General features: G+C 61.3%; 25 protein-coding genes and 2 pseudogenes. 12 read left to right on the forward strand and 15 right to left on the reverse strand.

Features of this window, described 5'->3' with window-relative positions; all coding sequences use genetic code 11:
- Positions 1–21 precede the first annotated feature (21 nt).
- Together AYK65_RS08910 and AYK65_RS08915 are read right to left on the reverse strand one after the other, a co-directional pair.
- On the reverse strand, positions 22–240 hold the full coding sequence (locus AYK65_RS08910; protein WP_026613892.1) for a hypothetical protein: 219 nt from the start codon (positions 238–240) through the stop codon (positions 22–24).
- A gap of 29 nt (positions 241–269) precedes the next feature.
- Entirely contained in the window at positions 270–2,189 is a 1,920-nt protein-coding gene (locus tag AYK65_RS08915) for an AfsR/SARP family transcriptional regulator (RefSeq protein ID WP_081158194.1), read from the reverse strand.
- 231 nt (positions 2,190–2,420) lie between these two features.
- Here AYK65_RS08915 and AYK65_RS08920 point away from each other — a divergent pair, with 231 nt between their 5' ends.
- The 3 genes from AYK65_RS08920 to AYK65_RS08930 are packed head-to-tail and all read left to right on the forward strand — an operon-like array spanning position 2,421 to position 4,722.
- Positions 2,421–2,795, forward strand: a complete 375-nt coding sequence (locus AYK65_RS08920) for a hypothetical protein (protein WP_052728675.1) — start codon at positions 2,421–2,423, stop codon at positions 2,793–2,795.
- 14 nt (positions 2,796–2,809) lie between these two features.
- Entirely contained in the window at positions 2,810–4,009 is a 1,200-nt protein-coding gene (locus AYK65_RS08925) for a YcaO-like family protein (RefSeq protein ID WP_081158195.1), read from the forward strand.
- Positions 4,006–4,722, forward strand: a complete 717-nt coding sequence (locus tag AYK65_RS08930; RefSeq protein ID WP_046120856.1) for a TfuA-like protein — start codon at positions 4,006–4,008, stop codon at positions 4,720–4,722. Before AYK65_RS08925 ends, AYK65_RS08930 begins: the two co-directional genes overlap by 4 nt.
- 9 nt (positions 4,723–4,731) lie before the next feature.
- Here the strand turns inward: AYK65_RS08930 and AYK65_RS08935 are convergent, their stop codons facing one another.
- The 8 genes from AYK65_RS08935 to AYK65_RS08970 all read right to left on the reverse strand — a co-directional run bounded on the left by AYK65_RS08935 (position 4,732) and on the right by AYK65_RS08970 (position 13,148).
- Positions 4,732–5,493, reverse strand: a complete 762-nt coding sequence (locus AYK65_RS08935) for an ABC transporter permease (RefSeq protein ID WP_026613888.1) — start codon at positions 5,491–5,493, stop codon at positions 4,732–4,734.
- Entirely contained in the window at positions 5,490–6,416 is a 927-nt protein-coding gene (locus tag AYK65_RS08940; RefSeq protein ID WP_026622123.1) for an ABC transporter ATP-binding protein, read from the reverse strand. The genes AYK65_RS08935 and AYK65_RS08940 overlap by 4 nt, the downstream gene beginning before the upstream one ends.
- Positions 6,417–6,601: 185 nt before the next feature.
- On the reverse strand, positions 6,602–6,934 hold the full coding sequence (locus tag AYK65_RS08945) for an ArsR/SmtB family transcription factor (protein ID WP_026613886.1): 333 nt from the start codon (positions 6,932–6,934) through the stop codon (positions 6,602–6,604).
- A gap of 12 nt (positions 6,935–6,946) precedes the next feature.
- Positions 6,947–7,837: an MBL fold metallo-hydrolase gene (locus AYK65_RS08950; RefSeq protein ID WP_046120855.1), complete on the reverse strand. Its 891-nt coding sequence runs from the start codon at positions 7,835–7,837 to the stop codon at positions 6,947–6,949.
- Positions 7,838–7,998: 161 nt separating this feature from the next.
- On the reverse strand, positions 7,999–8,820 hold the full coding sequence (locus AYK65_RS08955; protein ID WP_026613884.1) for a sulfite exporter TauE/SafE family protein: 822 nt from the start codon (positions 8,818–8,820) through the stop codon (positions 7,999–8,001).
- A 214-nt stretch (positions 8,821–9,034) separates the two neighbouring features.
- The gene (locus AYK65_RS08960) at positions 9,035–10,252 is read right to left on the reverse strand and encodes an extensin-like domain-containing protein (RefSeq protein WP_081158196.1); all 1,218 of its coding nucleotides are present in this window, start codon (positions 10,250–10,252) and stop codon (positions 9,035–9,037) included.
- A gap of 288 nt (positions 10,253–10,540) precedes the next feature.
- Positions 10,541–11,092 (reverse strand): Kazal-type serine protease inhibitor domain-containing protein, encoded by a 552-nt coding sequence (locus AYK65_RS08965; RefSeq protein WP_139793156.1) that lies wholly within the window; start codon positions 11,090–11,092, stop codon positions 10,541–10,543.
- Positions 11,093–11,333: 241 nt separating this feature from the next.
- Positions 11,334–13,148 (reverse strand): methyl-accepting chemotaxis protein, encoded by a 1,815-nt coding sequence (locus AYK65_RS08970; protein WP_081158197.1) that lies wholly within the window; start codon positions 13,146–13,148, stop codon positions 11,334–11,336.
- Positions 13,149–13,361: 213 nt separating this feature from the next.
- Here AYK65_RS08970 and AYK65_RS08975 point away from each other — a divergent pair, with 213 nt between their 5' ends.
- Both AYK65_RS08975 and AYK65_RS08980 read left to right on the forward strand, forming a co-directional pair.
- Complete coding sequence (locus AYK65_RS08975; RefSeq protein WP_026613880.1) at positions 13,362–13,751, forward strand: acyl-CoA thioesterase; 390 nt, start codon at positions 13,362–13,364, stop codon at positions 13,749–13,751.
- Positions 13,752–13,761: 10 nt separating this feature from the next.
- Positions 13,762–14,351, forward strand: a pseudogene (locus AYK65_RS08980) (hypothetical protein).
- A 32-nt stretch (positions 14,352–14,383) separates the two neighbouring features.
- On the opposite strand, the gene AYK65_RS08985 reads toward AYK65_RS08980, so the two are convergent.
- Entirely contained in the window at positions 14,384–14,737 is a 354-nt protein-coding gene (locus AYK65_RS08985) for a DMT family protein (protein WP_081158211.1), read from the reverse strand.
- A 244-nt stretch (positions 14,738–14,981) separates the two neighbouring features.
- On the opposite strand from AYK65_RS08985, the gene AYK65_RS08990 reads away from it, so the two are divergent.
- From AYK65_RS08990 to uvrB, 3 genes are all read left to right on the forward strand, one after another.
- The gene (locus AYK65_RS08990) at positions 14,982–15,563 is read left to right on the forward strand and encodes a TetR/AcrR family transcriptional regulator (RefSeq protein ID WP_046120854.1); all 582 of its coding nucleotides are present in this window, start codon (positions 14,982–14,984) and stop codon (positions 15,561–15,563) included.
- Between the two features lie 13 nt (positions 15,564–15,576).
- On the forward strand, positions 15,577–15,870 hold the full coding sequence (locus AYK65_RS08995) for a YciI family protein (protein WP_081158198.1): 294 nt from the start codon (positions 15,577–15,579) through the stop codon (positions 15,868–15,870).
- A 276-nt stretch (positions 15,871–16,146) separates the two neighbouring features.
- A complete protein-coding gene (gene uvrB, locus AYK65_RS09000; protein WP_081158199.1) occupies positions 16,147–19,077 on the forward strand; it encodes an excinuclease ABC subunit UvrB in 2,931 nt (976 codons plus the stop codon).
- A gap of 22 nt (positions 19,078–19,099) precedes the next feature.
- Here the strand turns inward: uvrB and AYK65_RS09005 are convergent, their stop codons facing one another.
- A complete protein-coding gene (locus AYK65_RS09005; protein WP_026613874.1) occupies positions 19,100–20,428 on the reverse strand; it encodes an MFS transporter in 1,329 nt (442 codons plus the stop codon).
- Positions 20,429–20,833: 405 nt separating this feature from the next.
- Entirely contained in the window at positions 20,834–21,421 is a 588-nt protein-coding gene (locus AYK65_RS09010; RefSeq protein WP_026613873.1) for a J domain-containing protein, read from the reverse strand.
- 520 nt (positions 21,422–21,941) lie between these two features.
- On the opposite strand from AYK65_RS09010, the gene AYK65_RS09015 reads away from it, so the two are divergent.
- A complete protein-coding gene (locus tag AYK65_RS09015) occupies positions 21,942–22,154 on the forward strand; it encodes a cold-shock protein (RefSeq protein WP_026613872.1) in 213 nt (70 codons plus the stop codon).
- A gap of 170 nt (positions 22,155–22,324) precedes the next feature.
- Here the strand turns inward: AYK65_RS09015 and dusA are convergent, their stop codons facing one another.
- Positions 22,325–23,479: a tRNA dihydrouridine(20/20a) synthase DusA gene (dusA, locus tag AYK65_RS09020; protein ID WP_046120852.1), complete on the reverse strand. Its 1,155-nt coding sequence runs from the start codon at positions 23,477–23,479 to the stop codon at positions 22,325–22,327.
- A 352-nt stretch (positions 23,480–23,831) separates the two neighbouring features.
- Between dusA and AYK65_RS09025 the strand changes: the two genes are divergently transcribed.
- The 3 genes from AYK65_RS09025 (at position 23,832) to AYK65_RS09035 (ending at position 25,682) form a co-directional block, all read left to right on the forward strand.
- Positions 23,832–24,497: a dienelactone hydrolase family protein gene (locus tag AYK65_RS09025; RefSeq protein WP_046120851.1), complete on the forward strand. Its 666-nt coding sequence runs from the start codon at positions 23,832–23,834 to the stop codon at positions 24,495–24,497.
- On the forward strand, positions 24,494–25,156 hold the full coding sequence (locus AYK65_RS09030) for a phosphoribosyltransferase (protein WP_026613869.1): 663 nt from the start codon (positions 24,494–24,496) through the stop codon (positions 25,154–25,156). The genes AYK65_RS09025 and AYK65_RS09030 overlap by 4 nt, the downstream gene beginning before the upstream one ends.
- Before the next feature lie 97 nt (positions 25,157–25,253).
- Positions 25,254–25,682: a CBS domain-containing protein gene (locus tag AYK65_RS09035; protein ID WP_046120849.1), complete on the forward strand. Its 429-nt coding sequence runs from the start codon at positions 25,254–25,256 to the stop codon at positions 25,680–25,682.
- Positions 25,683–25,697: 15 nt separating this feature from the next.
- On the opposite strand, the pseudogene AYK65_RS09040 reads toward AYK65_RS09035, so the two are convergent.
- A pseudogene (locus AYK65_RS09040) lies at positions 25,698–26,158 on the reverse strand (SDR family NAD(P)-dependent oxidoreductase); the annotation flags it as partial.
- Positions 26,159–26,202: the final 44 nt, after the last annotated feature.

The following is a 26,202-nucleotide window of genomic DNA, read 5'->3' on the forward strand; positions in this document are numbered from 1 at the left end:
CGCGCGGCGCTGTAGGCGAGCTTACCCGTCGAACCGGCCGTGAAATGCATCCTCGACCGATTCGACGCCTATCGCCACGTTGATACCCTTGACCACCGTTGCGCCAGCAGTCTTGAGATCGACAACGGTTTGCAAAGGGCTTGTGCTGGGCACCGTCAGCGGCGCGACCTTCCCAGAATCCAGGTCGACGACATAAAGACCTTCCTCGCCAACGAAGCCGATAACAGCAACTCTCGCCATATGCTTTCCCTTCCCCTCAGGTTCTAAGTTCAAAATCCCGCCTTCTTCAGGCCCTCACGATAGATGTCCTTGTGCCACTGCTCCTTGATAGGCACGATCGACAGCCACTTTTCCACATCAAAGTCCGGGTGTGTTTCGCGAGCCCTGCGGACGAAAACGCGTGCCTTTGTGTTGTCGCCCAGCATGGCCCAGCTCGCAGCCGAAAGCCGGTCGGCCAAGCTGGGCTCGGTCATCCTATCGACGTAGGACAGCGCCGCCTCGAAACGACCGAGACCGTAATTGGCGCCGGCGGCTGTCCAAAGGTAGGCATCGGGGCTCAGCGGATTGAGCTCGATGGCGTGCTCGATCTTCTGACACGCGTCGTCCAGACGCGAATAGTGGGCCAGCGTGTCCGCATGGTCGGCGATGACATCCGCATAATGGGGACTGAGCGTTTCCGCCAATTCCAACGCTTCGACGCTCTCGTCGAGTGCGCCTTGCTGTAGTTTTGTCACGCCAAGCTCGCGATAGCCATCCGCCATGTCGTTAGCCGCTTCGATCGCCTGCAATGCATAGGCTTCGGCTGATTTCAGCAGATCCGCGTCGCCGCGTGCCGTCAGCAGCCACTCCTCCGAATAGGTTCGCGCGATCGAACTCAGCGCTGGAGCGAAGTTGGCGCTCTCGTGCAGCACAGCCTTCATCTCCTTCCTGGCGCGCCGCAGATTGGGTAGGGTCAAGCGGCTGAAATACTGCCGTCCAATGAGATAGCGGTGATAGGCGGCGGGGTTCTGCTCGAAATGGGAGCGCGTGATCCTGTGGCGCTCGATCTCGCTTGCTACTGAAAGAGCCAGGCGGCGAGAAATGTCACGCTTGTTCCGCGCGAGCTCCATCCCGCCGAGGCTGAACCGTTCGGCCCAAACGACCTCGCTGGTCGGAAAAAAGATGAGCTGTGAGAACAGAGAAAGATCGTCAAGGCCCCCGGTTAGCCGAGTGTCGAGTACGTAGGTGAAGCCGTGGTGCTCGAACGTTGCCAGCTGATCTTCCGTTTTGCGGCTTATCTGAAGAGCGGAGTAAGGAGCCAGGACCTGAATGCTGTTGAGCATGCAAAAGCCGATGGTGATATCCTCCAGGAGCGAGGTCACGATCGCCGCAGATGCCGGGTCGCGGCTGTAGTTGCCGGGTGGCAGCAATGCCAATCGTGGCACTCGGGCCATCGGCTGGGTAGCCGGTTCGGTCGCTGATACCGCCTCTAAGCTTGGCGACCGAACGGCGACCTGCGATGGCGCGCTCGATTGGTTCGTCGATGTCCATGACGACAGCCGATCGTTGCGCCGTTCAAAAGTGCGTCGAAGATGATCCACCTCCGCCTGAGCGTCGTAAGCCCGCAGAAGAGCTTCGTGCGCACTCTCGTCCAGCGGGCGCGCAAGGGAGACAACAAGTGCCGCTTCCTTGACAAGGCCGCGCTGGTCAGATGTCGAAGCGAGAGGGGTAAGGGTCTGCAAGGCGTGTTCCAGCCCTACCAGTTGCCGTTCTCGTTGCTGCGCCAGCCAGCCATCAAAGATGGGATTCCTGAGGTTGATTTCGTCGAGGAACACCCCCTGCAGACATTCGACGAGCAGCTTCAACCTCTCGAAAGGTTCGCGGGATCCGCTTGCTCCGAACGGCGAAACATCGCAGTCGAGCGAAGTCCGATCGAGCTCGATCCGGTTCTCGGAAAACGAGAGAAAATGCGCGTTGAGCTCCGATTGTCGGCTTTTTACCCTCAAAATCAAGCTGCGGAGATTGGTGAATGAAGTCGCCAGACTGGCGTCTCCCCAAAGCAGCTCTGCCACGGTTGCTCTTGTGACCGAAGGCCGATCGGTCGCAAACAGATAGGCGAGGATCACGAGCCCTTTTTCCGGGAAAGCGACGGTGCTCCCTTGCCCGTCGAGCAGTTCCAAACCGCCAAAAGTCCGCAGTGAAAATCTCATGTATTGCCACCAGCCGTCCTGCGCTCGGGGACATCCACCCAAAGTAGAACTTGCCAAACGGAAGTTGCGTCAGCCTGACGGCCATCCCCTCTGCCTGCTTATAATGATTGAACGCCTGCTAAATTACAACGGCCGCTTTCATTCGACGAGGGCATTCGCTATGGTCAGTTGCGTCGTACGAGGCACCACATAAGAGCACTTTTTTATTACTCACCAGCACAGGAGACTTGCATGTCGCAAATGATGATTCTGGGTGTAAAGGGTGAAACTGGCCTTTGGCTTGTCGACTTCGGCGCAGGCACCGTTACGCCGATGGAGGGAAAGCGCGAGGACTTTGTCGCACATACCGACGGCCGAACCGAGATCATAGACGAAGTTGCTTCGGATGCTGATCTGGCAGTCTGCTTCGAAGCAAAAGAGTCCGCCTTCTCCGGCCATTTTTACAAGACCGGCTCCGCAGCGGTCATTGCTGTCGCGTTCGAAACAAAAGAGCCAGCTTTCTCCGGCCATGTCTACCGCACCGGCTCCACAGTCGATATCGCCGTCGCGTTCGAAACAAAAGAGCCGGCCTTCTCCGGCCATATGTACCGCACGCCTGCTGAGTGATCTCAGCTAGCGACATGGCAAGTGACGCGCCAGTGATTTGTTATTCGGATCGCGCCTGCACCCCGAATGAGACTCTGGCGCGCATCTCTTCTTCCCTTTCCGCTCACGGAATAACCCGTCTCGCAAGGCTGACGGACCTCGATCAAATCGGCATCCCCGTGTGGAATGCCGTCGCCCCCAATTCGCGCTCGATCGCGATCAACCAGGGAAAAGGCATCCTTGATATCGACGCGAAGGTCTCAGCCGCAATGGAGGCCCTGGAGCGCTCCGTTGCCGAGGATCCCAAAGTTGAGACGAGGCGAATGAGCGTTCAGTCGCTGAACGACGAGGGCGCTTTTGTCGATCCGCTGCATAGCTTGATCAAGGCCGCGCAAACGGAAATCCGCGCCAATGAATTCGTCGACTGGACACTCGGCCGCGATATCGTATCGGAGCGCGATGTCTGGGTGCCGCGTGACGCCCTCTTGCTCGACGACACCAAGGACAACCGGTTCTGGCAGTCATCCGACGGCCTGGCGTCCGGAAATACTCTTCTGGAAGCGATGTTCCATGGCTTGCTCGAGCGGATTGAACGCGATGCGACAACCATCTGGCAATTCGTTTCGGGAGAAGAGAAAAAAGGCAAGTGCGTCGATGTGCATTCGATCAAAGACGCTGTTTTGAGCGACCTCGCCCGGAGAATAAATGTAGCCGGGTTCCAACTGCAGGTCTTCGACGTGACCAACGATATTGGCATCCCTTGTTTTGAGGCGTTCATCGCTCCTCAGGCAGCCCCCAATGCGGAGATTCGCTACATCGAAGTGACAGGCGGCTACGGCGCGCACCCCAATCCTGTGCGTGCCGCGATCAGGGCGGTTACCGAGGCGGCGCAATCGCGGCTGACGTATATCAGCGGCGCACGCGACGACATCCACCCGGAGACTTTTTCGCGGAACCTGCCCGCACACCTGCGGGACCTCCTGCTGTTGAATCCGGTTCCCTACGCGGCTCGGTTCGAAATAAGCGCCGGTACGACGCTTAAGGACATGCTGGCCTTCGTTGTCGACAAGCTGAAGGCGGCGGGAGTGAGCTCCGCGATCGCGGTTCCACTCAATCCAGGGGAACGGAACTTCAGCGTCGCAAAAGTTCTCGTTCCCGAATTGGAGAACCCGGACGGAAACCGTAAACGGCGATTCGGACCCCGGGCATTGAAAAGAATTTTGAGCTCAAGATGAGAGTTATCTTCGGCGGACCAACATTCTACGGCGCAAGCTTAACACCCGATCCGGCCTATCAATTGCGTCCGCCTGCGAGACAGGGAGACTTCTACAAGGCGATCCAGGAGGGCGCCAATGTGATCGGGCTCGTGGACGGCGTCTACGAATACGTGCCGGCTATTTGGCATAAGGAAATCCTCTTCGGGCTTGCCGAGGGCGTTCACATCTTTGGAGCGGCAAGCATGGGGGCTCTGCGTGCGGCGGAATGCGCACCTTTCGGGATGGTCGGCATCGGACGGATTTACGAGGATTATGCAAGCGGCGCGCTGGAAGACGACGCGGAAGTCGCGCAATCTCACGGGCCCGCCGAATTGGGCTTTCTTCCCTTAAGCGAGCCACTTGTGAATGTCCAGGCAACGCTGGCGCGCTGCCTGCAGGCGGAGCTCATCACTCCTGACGAACATGACCGCTTGCTGGCGGCTGCGGGCGCAACCTTCTTCAAGGATCGAACCTATAAGGGACTGGTCTCGTCTGCGATTGCCAACCGGGACAGGGCCACCGCCATGCTTGCGATTTTGCGTGAAAACAGCGTCAATCAGAAGCTTCGCGATGCCGAAATGCTCGTCGAAGCGGTCGTTGGTACGCCGGACAAACGTTGCGTCCCGCAAAGGGACTGGAGCTTCAACAAGACGAGCGTTTGGGAGGCTCTCTTTCCATCGACCGGAAACTGACGCCGACCGTCAGTTGCGCAGCCTGTAACCCGTGCGGAAAATCCAGGTCAGAACGGACATGCAAAGGGCGAGAAAGACGAGCATGATGGCTGCGCTGGCGAGCGGATCGACGTCGGAAATCTCGAAGAAGCTCCAGCGGAAACCACTGATCAGGTAGAGCACCGGGTTGAAATGACTGACCGCCTGCCAGAACGGCGGCAGCATGTCGATCGAGTAGAAGCTGCCGCCCAGGAAGACGAGCGGCGGGATTACCAGCATCGGGATCAGGTTCAATTGCTCGAAATCCTTCGCCCAGATGCCGATGATGAAGCCGAACAGGCTGAAGGTGATCGCGGTCAGAACGAAGAAGAAGAGCATCGCGAATGGATGGGCGATGCTGAGATCCACGAACAGCGACGCCGTGATCAGGATGATCGTGCCAATCATCAGTCCCTTTGTCGCCGCCGCCCCGACATAGCCGAGGACGATCTCGATCATGGAGATCGGCGAGGACAGCACTTCATAGATTGTGCCGGTGAATTTCGGGAAATAGATACCGAACGAGCCGTTGCCGATGCATTGCGTCAGAAGCGTCAGCATCATCAGGCCGGGGGTGATGAACGCGCCATAGGATACGCCCTCGATCTCCTGAATGCGTCCGCCGATGGCCGCGCCGAAGACAATGAAGTAGAGCGAAGTGGATATGACCGGCGAGACGACGCTCTGCAGCAGCGTGCGGCGCGTACGCGCCATCTCGAAGAAATAGATGGACTTGATCGCTTCGATGTTCATCGCCCAGCCTCCACGATCTCCACAAAAATGTCCTCGAGCGAACTCTGCCGCGTCGAGATATCACGAAGCCTGATACCGGCCTCGGCGAGTGCCGCGAGGAGCGCGGTGATGCCGGTGCGCTCCGCACTGGTATCGTAATCGTAGATCAGGCATTGCCCGTCTTCGTCCAGTGTCAGGTTATAGGATGCCAACGATTGCGGGAGGCGCTCCAGCGGATGGGCGAGATCGACGCGCAACTGCTTGCGGCCGAGCTTCGTCATCAGCGCATCTTTCTCCTCGACGAGCAGGATCTCTCCGCCATTGATGACGGCGATCCGGTCGGCGATCTCCTCCGCCTCTTCGATATAGTGCGTCGTCAGAATGATCGTCACGCCTGAGGCACGCAGCCGCTGGACGACATCCCACATGCTCTTGCGCAGGCTGACATCGACGCCGGCGGTCGGCTCGTCGAGGAAGAGCACGCGCGGCTCATGCGAGAGCGCCTTGGCGATCAGCACACGCCGCTTCATGCCGCCCGAAAGCTCGCGCAGCGTGTTGTCCTTCTTGTTCCAGAGAGAGAGGTCCTTCAGCACCTTTTCGATATGGGCCGGGTCTGGTTTCTTGCCGTGCAGCCCGCGCGAAAAGGAAACGGTGTTCCAGACTGTCTCGAAGGCGTCCGTCGTGAGCTCCTGTGGCACGAGCCCGATCATCGCCCGGGTCTGGCGGAAGTCGCGCACGACATCGTTGCCGCCGACGGTGACCTTGCCGCTGGTCGCATTGACGATGCCGCAGACGATCGAGATGAGAGTCGTTTTGCCGGCACCGTTCGGCCCGAGAAGAGCGAGAATCTCCCCCTCCTCGATATCGAGACTGACGCCCTTCAGCGCCTGAAAACCCGAGGCATAGGTCTTCGACAGGTTGGAAATGGAAACGATGGGTGTCATGAACAGATCCGGAAACCGTGCGATATCGGCAGAGGTGCTGCTCTATATGGGCCGATTCACATGGATTTGCAGCCCGTCCAGAACAAATTTGCAGGTGACGCTGCGTCAACGAACATCGATTCCGCCAATATCGAGGTGGCGACCGGCCAACGGATCGCTGAAGACAATTACCAATCGGAACACACTCAGTGCCTGGTATGCTCGCGGCAGAAGATCCCGTAAAGCGCCATGACCAGACGCGCTGCCTTCTCCTCCTTGAGCCGGTAGAAGACCTGTTTGGCGTCCCGCCGCGTCGCGACGATGTCGGCCTCACGCAGTACGGTCAGTTGTTGCGACAGGGTCGGCTGGTGGATCCCCAGTGTCTCTTCCAACTGGCTGACCGAGTGCTCGCCTCCGACCAGGGTGCAGACGATCTTCAAGCGGTTCTGGTTTGCCAGTGTTTTGAGCAGCGCCGTAGCTTCAGCCGTCCGCTCGCCCATGTCGGGACGAACATTGCGGAATTTCATCACCGTTCCCATGGCCCCTCTCCCTCAGCTCCACGTCGTTCCCTTGAGCGCGTTGAGCGGAAATTTCAGGTAGCGCCCGCCATTGGCCTCCGGCTCCGGAAGCCGGCCGCCGCGAATATTCACCTGCAAGGCGTGCAGGATCAGCTTCGGCATTGGCAGCGTCTTGTCGCGCGCTTCGCGCAACTCGACGAATTGCTCTTCGGTCATGCCCGCAATATGTGGATTGCAGCGCTTCTCCTCGCCAACCGTGCTTTCCCAGCGCGCCTCGCGCCCGTTCGGCCGATAGTCATGGCCGGTGAAGATGCGGGTCTCGTCCGGCAGCGCTAGGATGGCATCGATCGAGCGCCACAACTGACGGGCGTCGCCACCCGGAAAGTCCGCGCGTGCGGTGCCGCTATCCGGCATGAAGATCGTGTCGTGCACGAAGGCCGCGTCACCGACGAGGTAGGTGACGGAAGCGAGCGTATGACCCGGCGAATAGATGACGCGCCCTCCGATTTCGCCAATCGAAAAGTGCTCGTCGTCGGTGAAGAGATGGTCCCATTGCGAGCCATCCGCTGCCAATTCCGGCCAGTTGTAAATGCATTTCCAAAGCTTCTGGACGCGCACGACTTCCGATCCGATGCCGGTCGGCGCTCCGGTCCTTTCCTTCAGGTAAGCGGCGGCCGAAAAATGGTCCGCATGCGGATGAGTGTCGAGGATCCATTCGACCGCCAGGTCGTTCTCTTCGATGTAGTGGAGGATCAGGTCGGCTTGCACGGTCGCCGTCGTTCCCGACTTCTCGTCGAAGTCGAGCACCGGATCAATGATGGCGCAGCGCCTCGTAGATGGATCCGAAACGACGTATTGGATGCTCCCCGTCCGTCCCTCATAAAAGCCCTTGACGTCTGGTCTTGCAGTGGCCGCTGCAGCCATGAGTGCCCTCCGTTTCATATGATCAATATACAATTAAATATAATGTATGCTTGGTCAAACAGCGGGGCTGCGGAGCTGCATCAACTTAGCCTCGCCGACCCCCATAAACTCAAGGATTATCGCACAGGTTCGACCGCCAAGGGATCGAATCTTCATCCCGGCTAACCATAAAGGCTGTAGAAGAAGCGCAAGGCAATTAGGACCATGAAGATACCGAATCCCGCTTCCAATTGGCGCCTGTCCAAGGCGTGCGCCAGGCCCACACCGACCGGCGCGACCAAGAGCGTGATCGGAATGATCAGCGCCACGGCAATCCAGTTGATGAAGCCGGTCGATAGCGGCGGCAAGCCGGGCTCACCCCATCCGGCCCAGACATAGCCGAAGAGGCCGGGTATCGAGATCAGCACGCCGACTCCGGCGGACGTCGCCACCGCCTGGTGGATCGGCCGGTTGTGCAGCGTCATGAAGGTGTTGTTGAGCACCCCTCCGCCGATCCCCATCAGACCGGAAAGGACACCGATCGCGACGCCGACGAGCCATTTGACCGGGTTCTTCGGAAGGTCGGCGCCGATGCGCCAGTTCGCGCGATTGAAGATCATCCGGCACGCGACGGCGAGCGCGATCACCGCAAAGATCAGCCGCAAGGTCTCGCTGCTGACATGGGCCGCGATCAACGACGCGAGAACTGCGCCGAGCGGAACGGCAAGGATCCAGTTGCGCAGGAGATCCATATCGACCACGCCCCGCCGGTAGTGCGACAGAAAGGAACGGACCGATGTCGGCACGATGATCGCAAGAGAGGTCCCGACGGAGAGATGCATCCTAACCGCATCGTCGATACCGAGGACGCCGAAGACCTGATAGAAAACCGGCACGAGAATCGCGCCGCCGCCAATGCCGAAGAGACCGGCAAGAACGCCGGCAACGACGCCGGCCGCAGCCAGCGCCAGGGCAAACATCAGCAGTTCCGAGAGCGGCGGCATGGAATCCCGACTGTGCAGAAATCCGGCAACGGCCATTGCCGGCAGAGGCGAAGGCTTATCACTGTCATGAAACGGTGATGCTTTTCAATCACCTTGACGCCGGGAGCACCCCGCTCTCGTGATTTGCACGTCGGAGCCTCCCCTAACCTCCGGTGTTTTGGCCGGCCCCCGCCGGCCTTTTTTATGCACATCGCGCATTCTTGGGCGGCGTATGTCAATCGCAATGCCGGTAACCGGACTTGCGTGTCCTCAGATCGAAATGGAAATGATCCTTGTGGAACGGATCGCTGCCCGGACCGAGCACGGTATTGAAGTACTTGCAGCTATCGCTGCGCACCGCTTTCAACAGGCCGCGCTCGCGGAAGGCGAAGAAGCCCTTTCTGCGCACGTCGATTTCCTTGCCGTTCTTCAGCACGAACTTGCCGACGTCGATCGCATTGCCGCGCGCATGTTCCGACATCGGATTGCCGCGGCGTGAGTTCATCGTCCGGCAAGAATAGCCGCCGAGCGGCTTGATCGTCTTGACGCCCGACCAGTAGCGATAGCGCGAGGACGGCGCCAGCTCGTACTTGACCCATTTGGCGAAGGCTTCAGTGACCTGGCAGTTGAGCTTTACCGCCGGCTTGACGGCGATGTTCCCGGAAAGGCCGCTGAGTTCGATCGGATAGTCTATGCCGCAGGAAGGCCCATTATAGATGCGTGGCACGTCGCGGAAAACGACGCCGAGCTTCCTCAGCCGCTGACGACAGGCGATCTCCGAGCCCGGCATTTCGCCCGTATATTCGGGCGCAGACAGTGGATTGCGGGCGCGCGGCAGGAAAGCCACCTGCTGCGGCTCCTGTGCGCGGCTCCTCCGCTGCGGCTCGGCGTACCGCCCCTTCTTAGCCTCCTCCGCTGCGATTTGCGCGGGGGTCAGTGGCGGCAGGTCGGGATCATAGCTGGGACCTGTATCGACGGGGGCGACCTGCGACTGCCCGCCAAGCTGGCGCACATCGTCCTCGCCGATGCCGCCAACGACTGGCTGGGTGGCATTGCCTTCGGCGATTTCGTTGGCCTGCTCCTGCGCCAATCCGACGACCGGTTCGACGCCGAGCATGGCGTCCATGTTGACGCCTTCGGGGGGGATCGTCATCGGGCCGGCGCTCGCGATCTGTGTCTTCCCCACCGGTTCGCTGTCGATCATCGGCAGCCGGTTCAACTGCTCAGGAGCGGATGCCGCGGACGTGTCACTGACCACCGCTACCGGTTCCGCCGACGGATAAGCGGCGACTTCCCGCTCCGGATCGGCAACCGGCGTCGGCCTGATGGCGCCGACGCGCGAGCCGCTATCAATTCTCGCTGGAGGCGAAAGCACGTCGGTCGTGCAGGCGACGAGCGGAATCGACAGCAGCAGCGCCGTCAAGGGCCTGTGGAGAAGAGAAACATACGCCATACTCATTGCCGCCTTCATCCAGCACCAAGCCGAAGCCTCGACGGTGCGCGCCCGCCCGCGACCGAAAGTGACCGCCGGCTATGTCACCAGGCGGGCACGGCGGCCGAAAAAGTCGATGTCAGCGACAGTTTATGCAGACGTGGTAAATGAAGCCTTTCCGGCAGCTTACCTAATCCGGCGATCCGTCGGACGGCGCCGCCGTCTTATCGACGACCACGCGACGCAAAGAAAAGCCTGCGTCCCCGGGAACGCAGGCCCCAACGAGTGACTCCTGGACCGAGTGCCGGGTTAGCGGCATTCGCCGGGATGAACGACGCTGAAGCCATCCGCGCGTGCTTCGCAGGCATTCGGAAATGTCCTGAGCCGGCCGGCGCGCTGCCCGCAGACAGGAGCGAATTCGCTCGTACAGAACTGCGGCGGCGGGCGATCATCGCCACGCCGGCATTCGCCGGGCGCAACGACCCGGAAGCCCTCGGCGCGCGCCACGCAGGCATTCGGGAATGTCTGCCGCCGTGCACCGCGTTCACCGCAGACAGGCGCGAACTCGCGCGTGCAGGCCCGCTCTGCCGGCGGCCGGAAATCGGCCCGGCACTCGCCGCGGTGCACGACCCGGAAGCCATCGGCGCGGGCGTGGCAGGCATTGGGGAATGTGCGCATGCGATTGCCGCGTTCGCCACAGACCGGTGCGTATTCCATCGTGCACATTTGCGGACCCGGCGGGCGGATGGGGCCGGGACCGGGGCGCGGCTCATCGACAACGACGGTGCAGGCCGAAAGGAAGCCAATCGTCATTAAGACCACGGCGACGGACCGCAGGATGAAACGCTTGACAGACGACACAGGAATCTCCCTTTCGGATCAAATCCATGGTTCGGGTGGCGCAACCCTTGAGCCCCTCGCGTCTGTATGTGAACTCGACTGCAGTGGCGCGTCAAGTCCCGCGAAATCGCGGCCACACTCACAACCACCGATAGGATCCGCGGCGGGCGTGGCATAATCGGACAGCGGACATCGGCTGGATGACAGAGGCCCGCGTCCTTTCGAACGCAGGCCCTCTCAGAAATCTCTAACTTCTACCGCTTCAGGCGGCTCGGCCGAAGGCTGCGGAATCACCCGCCTCCTGCAGCCGGAACTTCTCGAGCAGCGCCTTCAATTCACGGCTCTCCTGCGCCAGCGTCTGGCTTGCCGCCGTGGTCTCCTCGACCATGGCCGCATTCTGCTGCGTCATCTGGTCCATGCTGTTTACCGCGGTGTTGACCTCCTGCAAGCCCGTCGCCTGTTCCCGGGCCGCAGTCGCTATCGAGGCTACCTGCTCGTTTACCCGGTTGACCAGGGTCTCGATCTCCATCAGCGCGTCGCCGGTCGAACGGACGAGTTCGACGCCCGCGCCAACTTCCTTCACCGACGTGCTGATCAGGTCCTTGATTTCCTTGGCCGCACCCGCCGAACGTTGGGCGAGTTCCCGCACTTCCTGCGCGACGACGGCAAAGCCGCGGCCGGCTTCACCCGCCCGCGCCGCCTCGACACCGGCATTGAGCGCCAGCAGGTTGGTCTGGAAGGCAATCTCGTCGATGACGCCGATGATCTGGCTGATCCGGCTCGAAGACGCTTCGATCCGGCCCATTGCGTCGATCGCGTTGCGCACGATGCCGCCGGATTTCGCGGCGCTCGCCTTCGTCTCGTTGACCATGTCTCGCGCTTCATGGGCGCGATCCGAGGCATGACGAACGGTCGAGGTGATCTCGTCCAAGGCCGCCGCGGTTTCTTCGAGTGCGGCCGCCTGCTGTTCGGTTCGGCGGGACAGGTTGTTCGCCGCCTCGGAGATGTCGCCGGCGCTGCCATGCACGATTTCGGTCGATTGGGAGATCGCGCCGATAACATCGCGAAGCGCGGCGACAGCCGTGTTGAAATCGTCCTTGAGCTTGGCGTATTCCGGCGCGATCCGCACGACCTCGGCGGTGAGGTCGCCGCTCGCCAGCCGCTCGAGCGCCATGCCGATCGTCTCCATTGCCTGAGACTGAACCTGTGCCGTTGCGCGCTGGCGCTCTTCATTGCCGCGCCGTTCGGTATTCAAGCGGTCCTGCTGCTCCGCCTCTCGCGAGCGAAGCTCAACCCGCTCCTTGACCGAGTCACGCAGGACGACGAGCACCTTCGCCATCTGACCGATCTCGTCACCGCGATCGGTTTCCGGCACGTCCGAAGAGAGGTCCTCGTCGGCTATGGCGCGCATTGAGACTTTCAGCTTTTCGACCGGCCGCACGACGCTCCGTACGATCGCGACCGCCGCCATGAGGATCGCCAGCGCTGCCGCTGCCAGAATGCCACCCATCTGCCAGGCGCGCTCGCGGAACATCGCGGCAAGGTCGTCCGCATAGACGCCGGTGCCGACCACCCAGCCCCAGGGTTTGAAGCCCGCGACATGCGAATATTTCAGCACCGGCTCATCGGCCCCGGGCTTCGGCCAGTAATAGTCGACGAAGCCCTGCCCCTGGGCCTGAACCGTCTTCACGAATTCGACGAAGAGGAGCTTTCCGTGCGGGTCCTTGTTCTGCGAAAGGTCCTTGCCGTCGAGCTCGGGCTTGATCGGATGCATGACCATCGTCGGGTGCATGTCGTTCACCCAGAAATAGCCGCTGTCCTGGTAGCGCATCGCCTTGATCGCCTCCAGGGCACGCTTCTGCGCCTCCTCGCGCGGCAGCGTTCCCGCTGTTTCCTGGACGTGATAGGCCTCGAACACTGCGATTACATTCTCATTCATCGCCGAGAGCATCGACTTGCGCTCGGCCACCAGCTTCTCCTGCGCCTGCACCAGGCCAAATGTCAGCGCCGCAGCCATGGTCAGCAGCGCAAAGGCCACAAGCGCGTAAAGACGCGCCGAAATCGGAAATCTCTTCATCCCCTGCCCCTCCTTTTCGAGGAGTGCAGGATAGAGGCGGGCATTTGCAAACCCCCTAACAAACGACTGCTAGATTTCACAGTCGTCATTAACGATCGGGAAACCATGGGGCGTGCCGCACCTTGCGTCTTCAGCGCGGAATTGTCGCGATCGACCTTTTCTCGCACAGCACCGATGCGCTAAAGCTTGCCAGAGCAACCGGGAGATGGCCGCATGACTGCAGTGACCAAGCCGAACGGCGAACTGACCTTGCGCACGCTCGCCATGCCCGGCGATGCAAATGCCGCCGGCGATATCTTCGGCGGCTGGGTTATGGCGCAAATGGACCTTTCCTGTGGCATCCGGGCCGCCGAGAGGGCCAGAGGCCGTGTCGTGACGGCGGCCGTCAAGGAGATGGCCTTCGCGCTGCCGGTGAAGATCGGCGACACGCTCTGCATCTATACCGATATCATCAAGGTCGGGCGCACCTCGATGACCCTCAAGGTCGAGGCCTGGGCGCAGCGCTACCTTTCGCATGTGATGGAGAAGGTCACCGACGCCATTTTCGTGATGGTGGCGCTCGACTCGACCGGCAAGCCCACACCGGTCCCCGAGGAGGAATAGGAGCCGCCTCATGGATGCGCCCCAGCCCGATCCGGCGGTCTTTTCGCATATCCGCGTGGTCATGGGCATGGTGATCAGCCTCAGTCTCGCGCGGCTCCTGAGCGGCGTGGCACTCTTCGTCCAGCATCCGGGAAAAACGAAGGTCTACTGGATCCATCTCGGATGGGTCCTGTTCATATTCGTCTTCCTCGTACATTTCTGGTGGTGGGAGTACCACCTGCATTCGCTCGCCGTCATCGACGTCGGCGTCTACCTCTTCGTCATCCTCTATTGCTGCGTCTTCTTCTTTCTCTGCGTGCTGCTCTTTCCCACGTCGCTCGATGAATACAGCGGCTACGAGCATTACTTCATGCGCGGCGCGCGTGGTTCTTCGCCTTTCTGGCGCTCGCCTTCGCCGTCGACATCGTCGACACGGCCCTGAAGGGAAGGGCTTACTTTCAGTCCTTCGGCATCGAATACCCACTGCGCAATGCCGCCTACATTGCGCTTTGCATAGTCGCGGCGATTACGCCGAACCGGCGCTTTCATGCCATTTTTCTCGTGGCCGCCGTCCTCTATCAATTGACCTGGATGTACCGGGCCTTCGACCTGCTCGATTGAGCCAAGTCAGTTAAGGGCAATTTCGGCCGCCCTCACCCCTTGAAAATGAACGACGCCCCAAGCGCAATCAGCGCGAAACCGATCATTTGATGCCAGCCGATCGGTTCCTTCAGCCAGAACACCGAGAAAATGACGAAGATGGTGAGCGTGATCACCTCCTGCATCGTCTTCAATTGCGCCGCCGAATAGACCGAATGGCCGATGCGGTTGGCCGGCACGGCCAGCCAGTACTCGAAGAAGGCGATGCCCCAGCTCGCGACGATGACGATATAGAGGGGCGAAGAGGTGAACTTCAGGTGCCCGTACCAGGCGAAGGTCATGAAGATGTTGGAGAGGAGCAGCAACAGGACCGGCCAGACATAGGCGGGATTGATGGCGAATGGCATGAAGACCTCGGGAGGAAGCGAATCGTCGTTGACGACGATGCCGAGCGGAAAGGCCGCCGGCAAGAGACTTACCTGTCCACCCGACATTCCCTCATTTCTGTGATGAGCACAGGAATGAAGGAACGCAGGCAACTTCTGCTCGAAAGACAGCGCTTTTCGGAACCGCCCTCGCTTTACGTTCTCGTCTTGACAGCACTAGGACAGTCGTCCTAGTGCTTATGTGTCAAACAGGGGTCGAGGGTAAATGCCAGCACAGTCAACCCGTGACCAGATCGTCGAAGCGGCGGATGCCCTCTTCTACGAGAGCGGATTGGAGGCCACGTCCTTTGCGGACATCGCCGCAGCCGTGGGCATATCGCGCGGGAATTTCTATCACCACTTCAAGGCCAAGGACGACATACTCGAAGCCGTGATTGCCCGGCGAATGGAGCGGACACGCGCGATGCTCGACGGCTGGCAGGCCGAGGGCGAAGGTCCGCGCGAGCGCATCCTCTCCTTCGTTCATATGCTGATCGCCAACCGAACCCAGATCATGGATTTCGGCTGCCCAGTCGGAACACTTTGCTCTGAACTCGCCAAACTGGACCACGCCGCGCAGGGTCGCGCGACCGAAATCTTCGGCCTCTTCCGCGATTGGCTCGCCGAACAGATGCGCGCCCTTGGTGCCGTTGATCGGGCGGAGATGCTGGCGCTGCATCTTCTGGCCTGGTCGCAGGGGGTGGCGGTGATGGCGACCGCCTTCAAGGACGAGGCATTCATCCGCAACGAAGTGGCCGGGATCGAACGTTGGCTAGCGTCCCTGCCGGACTTTTCGCAATCCACTTGATCAAGGAGCACCGATGTTCATCACTTTCCTGAGATTCGCAGAGAACCGTATGGCCGCGTCGGAATTCATGGCGGCGCATAACGCCTGGATCGCGCAGGGCTTCGCCGAAGGCGTGTTCCTCTGCGTCGGCTCGCTTCAGCCCGCCGCAGGCGGCGCGATTCTCGCTCATGGGGAAAGTCGTGATGCATACGATGCGCGTGTCACCGCCGATCCCTTCGTCGTGCAGGGGATCGTGACCGCCGAGACTTACGAAATCGATCCGAAGCGCACCGTTTCCGCCCTCGATTTCGTGAAGGCGACAGCATGAGTGCGACGACCGGTCCCGGCAGAGGATTGCGTCATGCGGGCCGAAGTCGAAAAGGCGCGATCGGCTTTGCGTCGATTTTCATGATGGATTTGGCAGCCGTCGAACATCCCAGCGCCAAGGGTAATTTACCTTGGCAGGGGTAAGCTTTTGACCAAAGGGTAAGTTATCGTGGCGCATAACAGGATGCGGTAGGTTTTCCGAAAACCAACCTCACCGTTTCCCTTTTGTACTCATTCCCCCTTCACATTCGGGCTGACTCTGTCCATATTCCCCGCCATGGCTCAGGAACCCAAGAAGTCCCCGAAATCTGACCCCAAAAAATCGTCAGCGCCGAGCGGCTTTGAAGAAGCTCCGCAGTCGCCACTTTCCGGCACGCCGCTCTCCGGCAACGTCTCCGACTGGGTGAAGCAGTTGGAGGCGGAGGCGGAAGCGAGCACCTTCGAGAACCGGCATGAAGTCGCCTCCAAGGCGGGCAAGCACCGCAAGAAGGTCGAGATTTCCGCGTCCAAATCCGCTCGCGGCACCTCGATGGGCGGTTCGACCGACCCGAAGACCCGCGCTGCCGCCGGGCTCAACCCGGTTGCCGGTCTCGACGTCGCGCTGGAGGATGCGGACAAGCTCACTGCAGGCTCCGGTGTTACCGCCACCGTCGAGGCGTTGGCGAGGCTGATCGAGAGCGGCAATCCGCTGTTCAAGGACGGCAAGCTCTGGACACCGCATCGCCCGGCGCGGCCGGACAAATCCGAAGGCGGCATCGCCATCCGCATGCAATCGGATTACGAGCCCGCCGGCGACCAGCCGACGGCGATCGCCGATCTGGTCGACGGCCTTTCCGGCGGTGAGCGCAATCAGGTGCTGCTCGGAGTCACCGGCTCCGGCAAGACCTTCACCATGGCCAAGGTGATCGAGGCGACGCAGCGCCCGGCGGTGATTCTCGCGCCAAACAAGACGCTTGCCGCCCAGCTCTATTCCGAATTCAAGAACTTCTTCCCGGAGAACGCGGTCGAGTATTTCGTCTCCTACTACGACTATTACCAGCCGGAGGCCTACGTCCCGCGTTCCGACACCTATATCGAGAAGGAATCCTCGATCAACGAGCAGATCGACCGCATGCGCCACTCGGCGACGCGTTCGCTGCTCGAGCGCGACGATGTCATCATCGTCGCCTCGGTCTCCTGCATCTACGGTATCGGCTCGGTCGAGACCTATACGGCGATGACCTTCCAGATGAACGTCGGCGACCGCCTCGACCAGCGGCAGCTTCTCGCCGACCTGGTGGCGCAGCAGTACAAGCGGCGCGATGTCGATTTCCAGCGCGGCTCCTTCCGCGTGCGCGGCGACACGATCGAGATCTTCCCGGCCCACCTGGAGGATGCCGCCTGGCGCATCTCCATGTTCGGCGACGAGATCGACGCCATCACCGAATTCGATCCGCTGACCGGCCAGAAGACCGGTGATCTCAAGTCGGTGAAGATCTACGCCAATTCGCACTATGTGACGCCACGCCCGACGCTGAACGCCGCCATCAAGGCGATCAAGGAGGAACTGGTCCATCGCCTCGCCGAGCTGGAGCGCGCCGGCCGCCTGCTCGAAGCGCAGCGGCTGGAGCAGCGCACCCGTTACGACCTCGAAATGCTGGAGGCGACGGGCTCCTGCCAGGGCATCGAGAACTATTCGCGGTACCTCACCGGCCGCAAGCCGGGCGAGCCGCCGCCGACGCTGTTCGAATATATCCCGGACAATGCCATCATCTTCATCGATGAGAGCCACGTCACCATTCCGCAGATCGGCGGCATGTATCGCGGCGACTTCCGCCGCAAGGCGACGCTCGCCGAATACGGCTTCCGCCTGCCCTCCTGCATGGACAACCGGCCCTTGCGCTTCGAGGAATGGGATGCGATGCGCCCCGACACGATCGCCGTCTCGGCGACGCCGGGCGGCTGGGAAATGGAGCAGTCCGGCGGTGTCTTCGCCGAGCAGGTGATCCGCCCGACCGGCCTCATCGACCCGCCGGTCGAGGTGCGCCCGGCCAAGACGCAGGTCGACGACGTGCTCGGAGAGATCCGTGCGACGGCCGCCGCCGGTTATCGCACGCTCGTCACCGTGCTCACCAAGCGCATGGCCGAGGACCTGACCGAATATCTGCACGAACAGGGCGTTCGTGTGCGCTACATGCACTCCGACATCGACACGCTGGAGCGCATCGAGATCATCCGCGATCTCCGCCTCGGCGCCTTCGACGTGCTGGTCGGCATCAACCTCCTGCGCGAGGGCCTCGACATTCCCGAATGCGGCTTCGTCGCCATCCTCGATGCCGACAAGGAAGGCTTCCTGCGCTCGGAAACCTCGCTCATCCAGACGATCGGCCGCGCCGCCCGTAACGTCGACGGCAAGGTCATCCTCTATGCCGACACCATCACCGGCTCAATGCAGCGGGCGATGGACGAGACCAACCGCCGTCGCGAGAAGCAGATGGCCTATAATGCCGAGCACGGCATCACGCCGGAATCGGTGAAGGCGAAGATCTCCGACATCCTCGACTCCGTATACGAGCGCGACCACGTCCGCGCCGACATCTCCGGCGTCTCCGGCAAGGGTTTCGCGGAGGCCGGCCACCTCGTCGGCAACAATCTGCAGGCGCATCTCAACGCGCTGGAAAAGCAGATGCGCGATGCGGCCGCCGACCTCGACTTCGAAACCGCCGCGCGGCTGCGCGACGAAATCAAACGCCTCAAGGCAGCCGAACTCGCCGTGCTGGACGATCCGATGGCGCGGGAGGAAGCCAGGAGCGCGGAGCGCAAGAGAGACGGAAAGCCCACCCCCAGCCCAATCTCCCCCCCTGCGGGGGAGATGTCCGGCAGGACAGGGGCGGGTGCGTCCGAGAGCTACTTCGCCAAGCCCTCACTTGACGACATGGGTCCCGGCACCGACACCGAACGCCCCCTCTTCCGCAAGCCCGACCTCGACGAAATGGGCCGCGACGTGGCTATCCCCGCCGGGCGCAAGTCGGTTGAAGGATCACTATTCCGCAAGAACACCCTCGACGAGATGACCGTGGGTAGGACCGAGAAGCCAGTGCCGGGCAAGGCCCCGGAAAAGCCGATCCTCACTCGCGCCAAGCCGGGCGTCGGCTCCTATGAGGACCCGGCGGAGGAGAAGCAACGCAAGGGGCGGACCAAGGGCAAAACGGGGCGGCCGGGCAAGTAGCAGCCCCGCACAGAGCGACTTGTTACGTTTCGGTTCTGGTCTGAACCGGCTCCCAAATGCTTACACGGCGGGTCTCGGGCATCAGCAATAGGCCCAGCACGAAGCACACGGCAGGAACCACGATCGGATAGATCAATGCGTAGCCGATGCTGCCCGTTGCCGCGAAGGCTGCGGAGGTGACGAAGGGCACCAACCCACCGCCCCAACCATTGCCAATGTGATACGGCACCGATACCGACGTGTACCGGATCCTGCCGGGGAAGTATTCCGCCAGGAAGGCACCGACCGGCCCATAGACCATCCCGACGTAGCAAACGAGGATGAAGATGATAAAGATCGCTACCGGATAGTTGATGTTGCCGGGCTGCGTAACCGTTCCAAGCCACAGGTAAAGCGGGTAGTAGGTGGCGGCCGCCAGCAGCATGCCCCCCAGGATCACCGGCTTGCGGCCGATGATGTCGGACAGCCACCCGAAGAAGATCAAGCTCGGCGTGGCAACGAGCAGAGCGGCTCCCACGATGTAGGCCGAGGTCAGCGCGTCCACCTTGGAAACCTGCTGCAGGAAGTACAACGCCCAGAACTGGCCACTGTACCAGACCACTCCCTGCCCGATCAGCACGATGGTGGCAATGCCCACATACTTGATGTTTGAGCTGAGGAAGGCCTCCCTCCAGGGATTTCGGGTCATCTGCCCCCTAGCTTTTATCTCCTGAAAGATTGGCGTCTCCTGGAGCTGGAGCCGGATGTAGATAGCGATGGCCACCAGGAGGAAGGACACCAGGAACGGCACGCGCCACGCCCACGCGTCGAAGGCTTCATTGCCAAAATAGGTGCGCGTCGCGATGATCACCGCCAGTGACACCACGATCCCGAGCGTCGGAGAGGTCTGAAGCCAGCCGGTGTAGTAGCCGCGGCGTTCATCGGGCACATGCTCGGCGACGTAGGTAATGGCGCCGCCATACTCGCCGCCCAGGCACAAGCCCTGGATCATCCGCAAACCGAAGAGAAGGAACGCAGCGGTCAGGCCGATCGACTGGTAGGTCGGGATCAGGCCGATCGCGCCGGTGCCCAACCCCATTCCGCTGAGCGTTAGGAGGAACGTATATTTGCGGCCGACCCGGTCGCCCATCCAGCCGAAGAGGAATGCTCCCAGTGGACGGATCAGGAATCCTGCCGTGAACAGCGCGATTGTACTCAGCAGAGCTGCGACCGGATTTGATTGTTCAAAGAACTTGACCGACAGAACCGCGGCCAAGCTTCCGAAGATATAGAAGTCATACCATTCGATGATGTTTCCCACCGACGCGGCAACGATTACGCGGCGGAAATCCGTCGGGACTTGAACAGGCATCCTTTTTCCTCCCGTTTCAAGATGTGGTTCCCGGAACTTCCAGTATCTTAACACAGAACCAGTCTAATCAAAAAACAAGCTTTGCTCGCGTAAGTCATATGCTCTGAAGTAACGGCTCGTCGCTCAGTTCCACGGCCCGACATTGGAGAGTTTTACTAGGTCAATAAATGGCGATATTGGGTGTGCAAAGGAATGCCGTGAGCCGTCGCCCGGTCACAAGTTTCCCTGAGCTATCACCGCCTCGCCTCTAGTGCGTATTGCCTCAGCGGCCGACTAACCCTGGGCCGCAAGATGGGCGGCAAGGGCGCGCCGAGCCCGGTCTCCCGCCTTGTGGGGGAGATGTCCGGCAGAACAGAGGGGTGCGTCCGGGAGCTACTTCGCCAAAGCCTCGCTCGACGACATCCCCTACTCCGCCGCCTTCGCCTCCACCTCCAGCGGTTCCATCTCATACGAATACCCCTCCAGCATCTGATACGCCTCCTCAATCGCCTCGATCTGCGCCTCGGCATTCTTGATCGCGTCGCTGATCGACTGGCTGCGGGCGCGCAGCATCGAGCCGAGCACGTCCGTCTCCGGCCGCCGGCCGAGGCGATCGAGGTGTTTGCGGACGCGGGAGCGGTGGCGCTCCAGTTCGAGGATGTGGAAGCGGGTCTTGACGATGTCGTCGGAGAGTTTTCGCCGCATCGCCGCCACGGGGTCGAAGCTGCCGGGCTCGCGCAAGTCGAGGATGAAGTCGTTGACGAGCGTCTCCAGCATCATCAGGCCTTTGAGCTGTTTGGGATCGACGAGCTGCGGGTCGTAGCCGGTGTCGTCATAGACTTTGCGGCGCACCGGGTCCTTCAGGAGGTCGTAGGCCGCCTGCAGCTTGCCGAACTCTTCCGCATCGCCGCCGCGGTCCGGGTGCGCAGTCTTCACCGCGCGGCGATAGGCCGTGCGGATCGCCCGCTCGTCGGCGTCGCGGTCAATTCCAAGGAGGGCATAGGGATCGATCACGCCGGCACCCGTTCTTCGTCAAATATTCGTCTCGGTCCAGACCTACCGGTTTGCCGCGTGAGCAGCAAGCCTGTGTCGACAGGAAGGAGCGCGCCACGCTCATCTCAGCGTCGGGACGAAAATGTGTTCGAAACGAGGCAATCCACGGCATTTGCCAGCGGCAGGCGCTTCGCCGGACGGCGCCAACAGCCGCCGGCGCAAAGCGTTGCAGCGTTCTGCCATCAGTAGAACTCTTCCCTTGCCTTTTCCCGCAAATGCTGTCACTCCTACCATCGTTCGGGCGTTTTCAATCCCGGAGACTGGACTTTCGTTTGAGCCCGGCTATCGCCGGGACGGCCGCAAGCGGCATCGTTGACGTCTTTTCCCCGATATCGTGACCACTCGACGCCTTTCAGCATTCGCTGAAGACGACAGGTTCGTTTCCCTTCGGGGGCACGAGCACACTACCTAAAGCAGCCGATGCGTGATATTGAAGCGCGAGGTTGCGGCAATGACAGACTGAAGGAAAAGGACTTCTTCCATGGCCACCAAGGGCATCGTAAAATTCTTCAACCAGGACAAGGGTTTTGGTTTCATCACGCCGGACGGCGGCGCGAAGGACGTTTTCGTCCACATCTCCGCCGTTCAGGCCGCCGGCCTCACCACCCTGAAGGACGGCCAGCAGGTCAGCTTCGACACCGAGCCGGACCGCATGGGCAAGGGCCCGAAGGCCGTCAACCTCCAGGCAATCTAAGCCGGACGTTTGACGCGGAATTTGAAGGGCGGCGCTTCGCAAGAGGCGCCGTTTTTTTGTGGGGCATGGTTACCAAACGCCACGCGGTCCTCAATCCACGCTTACCCCTCCTCCCTCATTCCTGCTTGTCACAGGAATGAGGGAAGCAGCGGCAGCGAGCCGCCGCGCCCCTACTCCGCCGCCTGCCGCACGGTCACTGCCTCGAAAACTGCCCCAAAGGCAGCATGGATCACCTCCGGGCCGGCGTCCTTGCGCGTGGCTTCGGTGGAAAGAATCTGGCGGTAACGCCGGGCGCCCGGCCAGCCCTGGAAGAGCCCGACCATGTGGCGCGTGACATGGATCAGCCGGCCGCCATTCTCGATATGACGAGCAGCGTATTCCGCCATGGCGTCGCGAACGCTGGCCCAGAATTCGAGTGACAGACGGTGGTGTTGATCGGAAAAGGCGCTCGGCTCGATCGGCGCGGACTCGGCGCCCGTCAGCGGATGGGCGAAATAGCCGTCAGCCGCCGTCAAGAGGCCGCTGTCGTGATAGGCGGCGCGGCCGAGCATGACGCCGTCGAGAGCGGGTTCGTTCTTGTCTCCCGCCACGGAGTTCGTCTCCGCATTGGCGGCGAATTGCGGCCCGAGATGCGAAAACGCCTGATCCAACGTCTGAAGGCCGCCGTTCAGACCAATGAAAAGATTCGGATTTTCCGCTTTCAGACGATGCACGAGACCGTAGTCGAGCGGCGGGATCTCGCGGTTCTCACGCGGCGACAAGCCCTGCAGCCAGGCCTTGCGGGCATGCACCCATATGGCGTCGACGCCGGCCGCCTTGACGCGGGCGACGAGGTCGCGCAACGCCACCTCCGGATCCTGATCGTCGACGCCGATGCGGCATTTGACCGTGACGGGAATCGTGACCGCCGCCTTCATCGCCGCCACGCATTCAGCGACCAGCGCCGGCTCCTGCATCAGGCAAGCGCCGAAAGTGCCGGACTGCACCCGGTCGGACGGGCAGCCGACATTCATGTTGATCTCGTCATAGCCGAAATCTTCGGCGATCCGCGCCGCTTGCGCCATCTTCGCCGGATCGTTGCCGCCGAGCTGCAGCGCGACAGGATGTTCCGAGGAGTCATAGCCGAGTAGTTTCTCCCGATCGCCGCGCAGGATAGCGTCGGCGACGATCATCTCGGTATAGAGCAACGCATGGCGCGAAAGCTGCCGCGCGAAGAAACGATAGCGCCGATCGGTCCAGTCAATCATAGGCGCGACGGCAAAAACAGGCGCCTTGAAGTACCTGCCCTTTCCCGCGTTTTCAGCCGCTTGCGCCGTTTCTCTCATGTCTCGTTAGCTCTCTTTTGATCCTTTATCGCCTGTTTTCGCCCTGTATCGCTTCGATGTGCAAAGGGCTTGCGGCGAAATCATGGGCACCATCGTCGAGCGAAAAGCGCCCGAATGGACAGAAATCATATATTGCCGGATCCGAATAATGCGAGATGGCGCGACAGTCCATAGCCAGGCGCTGACGCCGAGCGGCGCCGGCAAGACGTCGGCGGGGAACAATCGACGTTTGCCGGGATTGGAGTATGACCACCGTACAGGAACCTCCAACAGCGATCGACGGCTGCAGCGGTGAGCATGACGGAAATCCGCGCGATGCGACAACGCGCGCCGCGGCTACGAGGTCAAGCAAATGGCCTTCTCGACTCCCGATTATGTGCAATCCATAAGAATCGAGCCCCAGGGTATCGAGGGCTTTCTCGGTGTCCCTTCCGGCGCAAGCGGCCTCGTGATCTTTGCCCATGGCAGCGGAAGCGGCCGCTTCAGCCCCCGCAACAATCGCGTTGCGGCGGCATTGAGGGAAGCGGGCTTGGCGACGCTTCTCGTTGATCTCCTGAGACCGGCGGAAGAGCAGGATCGCCGCAACGTCTTCGACATCGATCTCCTGGCCGATCGACTCGTGGCGGCCAAGCGCTGGGTCGCCGAAGCCTCCGTGGCGCCGCAGTTGGCGATCGGCTATTTCGGCGCGAGCACGGGCGCCGGCGCGGCGCTGCGGGCAGCCTACGCCGAACCAGACGTAGGCGCAGTGGTGTCACGCGGAGGCCGCCCCGATTTCGCCATGCAGGTGCTGCCGGAAGTCCGCGCACCCACCCTCCTCCTCGTCGGAAGTCTGGATGGGCCGGTGATCGACATGAACGAGCGCGCCTTCGACGCGCTTACCTGCGAGAAACGGCTCGTTATTGTCGACGGCGCGGGTCATCTGTTCGAGGAACCCGGCACCATGGATCAGGTGATCCGGTATGCGACAGACTGGTTCCGGATGCATCTCGGCAGCGCTCCAAGGGACATGAGACCATGACACATCCTCCGCGGAAATTTGTCGATCGCCAGGATGCGGGCCGGCAGCTCGCGGACGTCCTGACAAAGTACAACCACCCGGATCCCCTGATCCTCGCGTTGCCGCGCGGCGGCGTTCCCGTGGCCTTCGAGATCGCCCGGGCGCTGAGGGCGCCACTTGAACTGCTACTGGTGCGCAAGATCGGCGCGCCTCGATATCCCGAATTTGGCATCGGCGCTGTGGTGGACGGCAGCGATCCGCAATTCGTCTACAACGAGGAGGCGATGCGCGCCGTCGATCCTCCCGCGGGCTACGTTGAGGCCGAGAGCCAGCGCCAACTCGCCGAGATCGAGCGACGGCGCGAGATTTATCGAGGAGGTCGACCGCCAACGCCAACCGAGGGACGCACGGTGATCATCGTGGACGACGGCATCGCCACAGGCGGCACCGTCAAGGCCGCGTTGAAGGCGTTGCGCAAAACAGGAGCTGGCAGGATCATTCTTGCTGTTCCCGTCGCACCGAGCGGGGTGCTCAAGGAACTCGAGGCAGAGGCTGACCAAGTCATCTGCCTGCAAATACCGGACCCATTCCTGGCCGTCGGCCTCCACTATATCGACTTCGACCAGACATCCGACGAAGAAGTCATACGGCTTCTCGGAGAGGCGGAGGCGTGGATCTGACCCGTTGGCGCAGATCGAGACGATCTCAAAAGCCAGGGAACGGACATGGAACTGAACGGTTATGCCTAAAGATCACGACGCGAATGGAGGCAATCCGATGCAAATCAACGAAATCATGACGCGAAAGGTCGACGTCATCGACCCGAATACGACGATCCGCGACGCGGCACGGACGATGCGTGCCGACAACATCGGCGCGTTGCCGGTGGGCGAGAACGACCGCCTCATAGGTATGGTGACGGACCGCGACATCGCCATGCGCGGGGTCGCCGAAGACAAGATGGGCGGCAACACGACGGTGCGCCAAGTCATGTCCGAACGCATTTACTATTGCTTCGAGGACGAGGACGTGGATCAGGCCGCTAACGCCATGGCTGAACACCAGGTTCACCGCCTCCCTGTCCTGAACCGGGACAAGCGTCTCGTCGGCATTGTTGCTCTGGCCGATCTCGCGCGAAGCGGAACGGATGCCGTGAAGAGAGCGGTGCAGGGTATCTCAGAGCCGACCGACCAGCCGCGCCGCTGAGATAGCTTCAACACATTAAGCAACCGCCTGTGCGCCGGTTATCTCCACAACCGAGTGAATGCCGCCTCATCGGATGCAAGGAAAGCGACGAGCGCGGCAACCTCCTCCGGTTTGCCGATCCGGCCGAAGGGAACGAGTCTGTCGAGATCGGCAATAGTGCGCCCCGATCTTTTCACTCCCGCCTCGAGCATCGGGGTGTGGATCTCGCCGGGGCAGACGGCATTGACGCGGATCTTGTGGGGAGCATAGTCACGGGCGAGATTCTTCGTGAATGCCGCAACCGCTGCTTTTGTGGTGTTGTAGGCGATGTGGTTCGGAGCCGGATAAAGGCCCCATTGCGATGCGATGTTGACGATCGCGCCGCCGCCCGCTTCGATCATATGCGGGATCGCGGCGCGGCAAACATGGAACACCGAATCGAGGTTGACGGCGAAGCTCGTGTGCCAGTCCTCGTCGGTCAGCGACATGAGGTTGCCGATTTCATGCGCGAGAACTACACGACGCTCGGGCGGCGAAAGGC

Source organism: Ensifer aridi, from assembly GCF_002078505.1.
Lineage (GTDB): Bacteria > Pseudomonadota > Alphaproteobacteria > Rhizobiales > Rhizobiaceae > Sinorhizobium > Sinorhizobium aridi.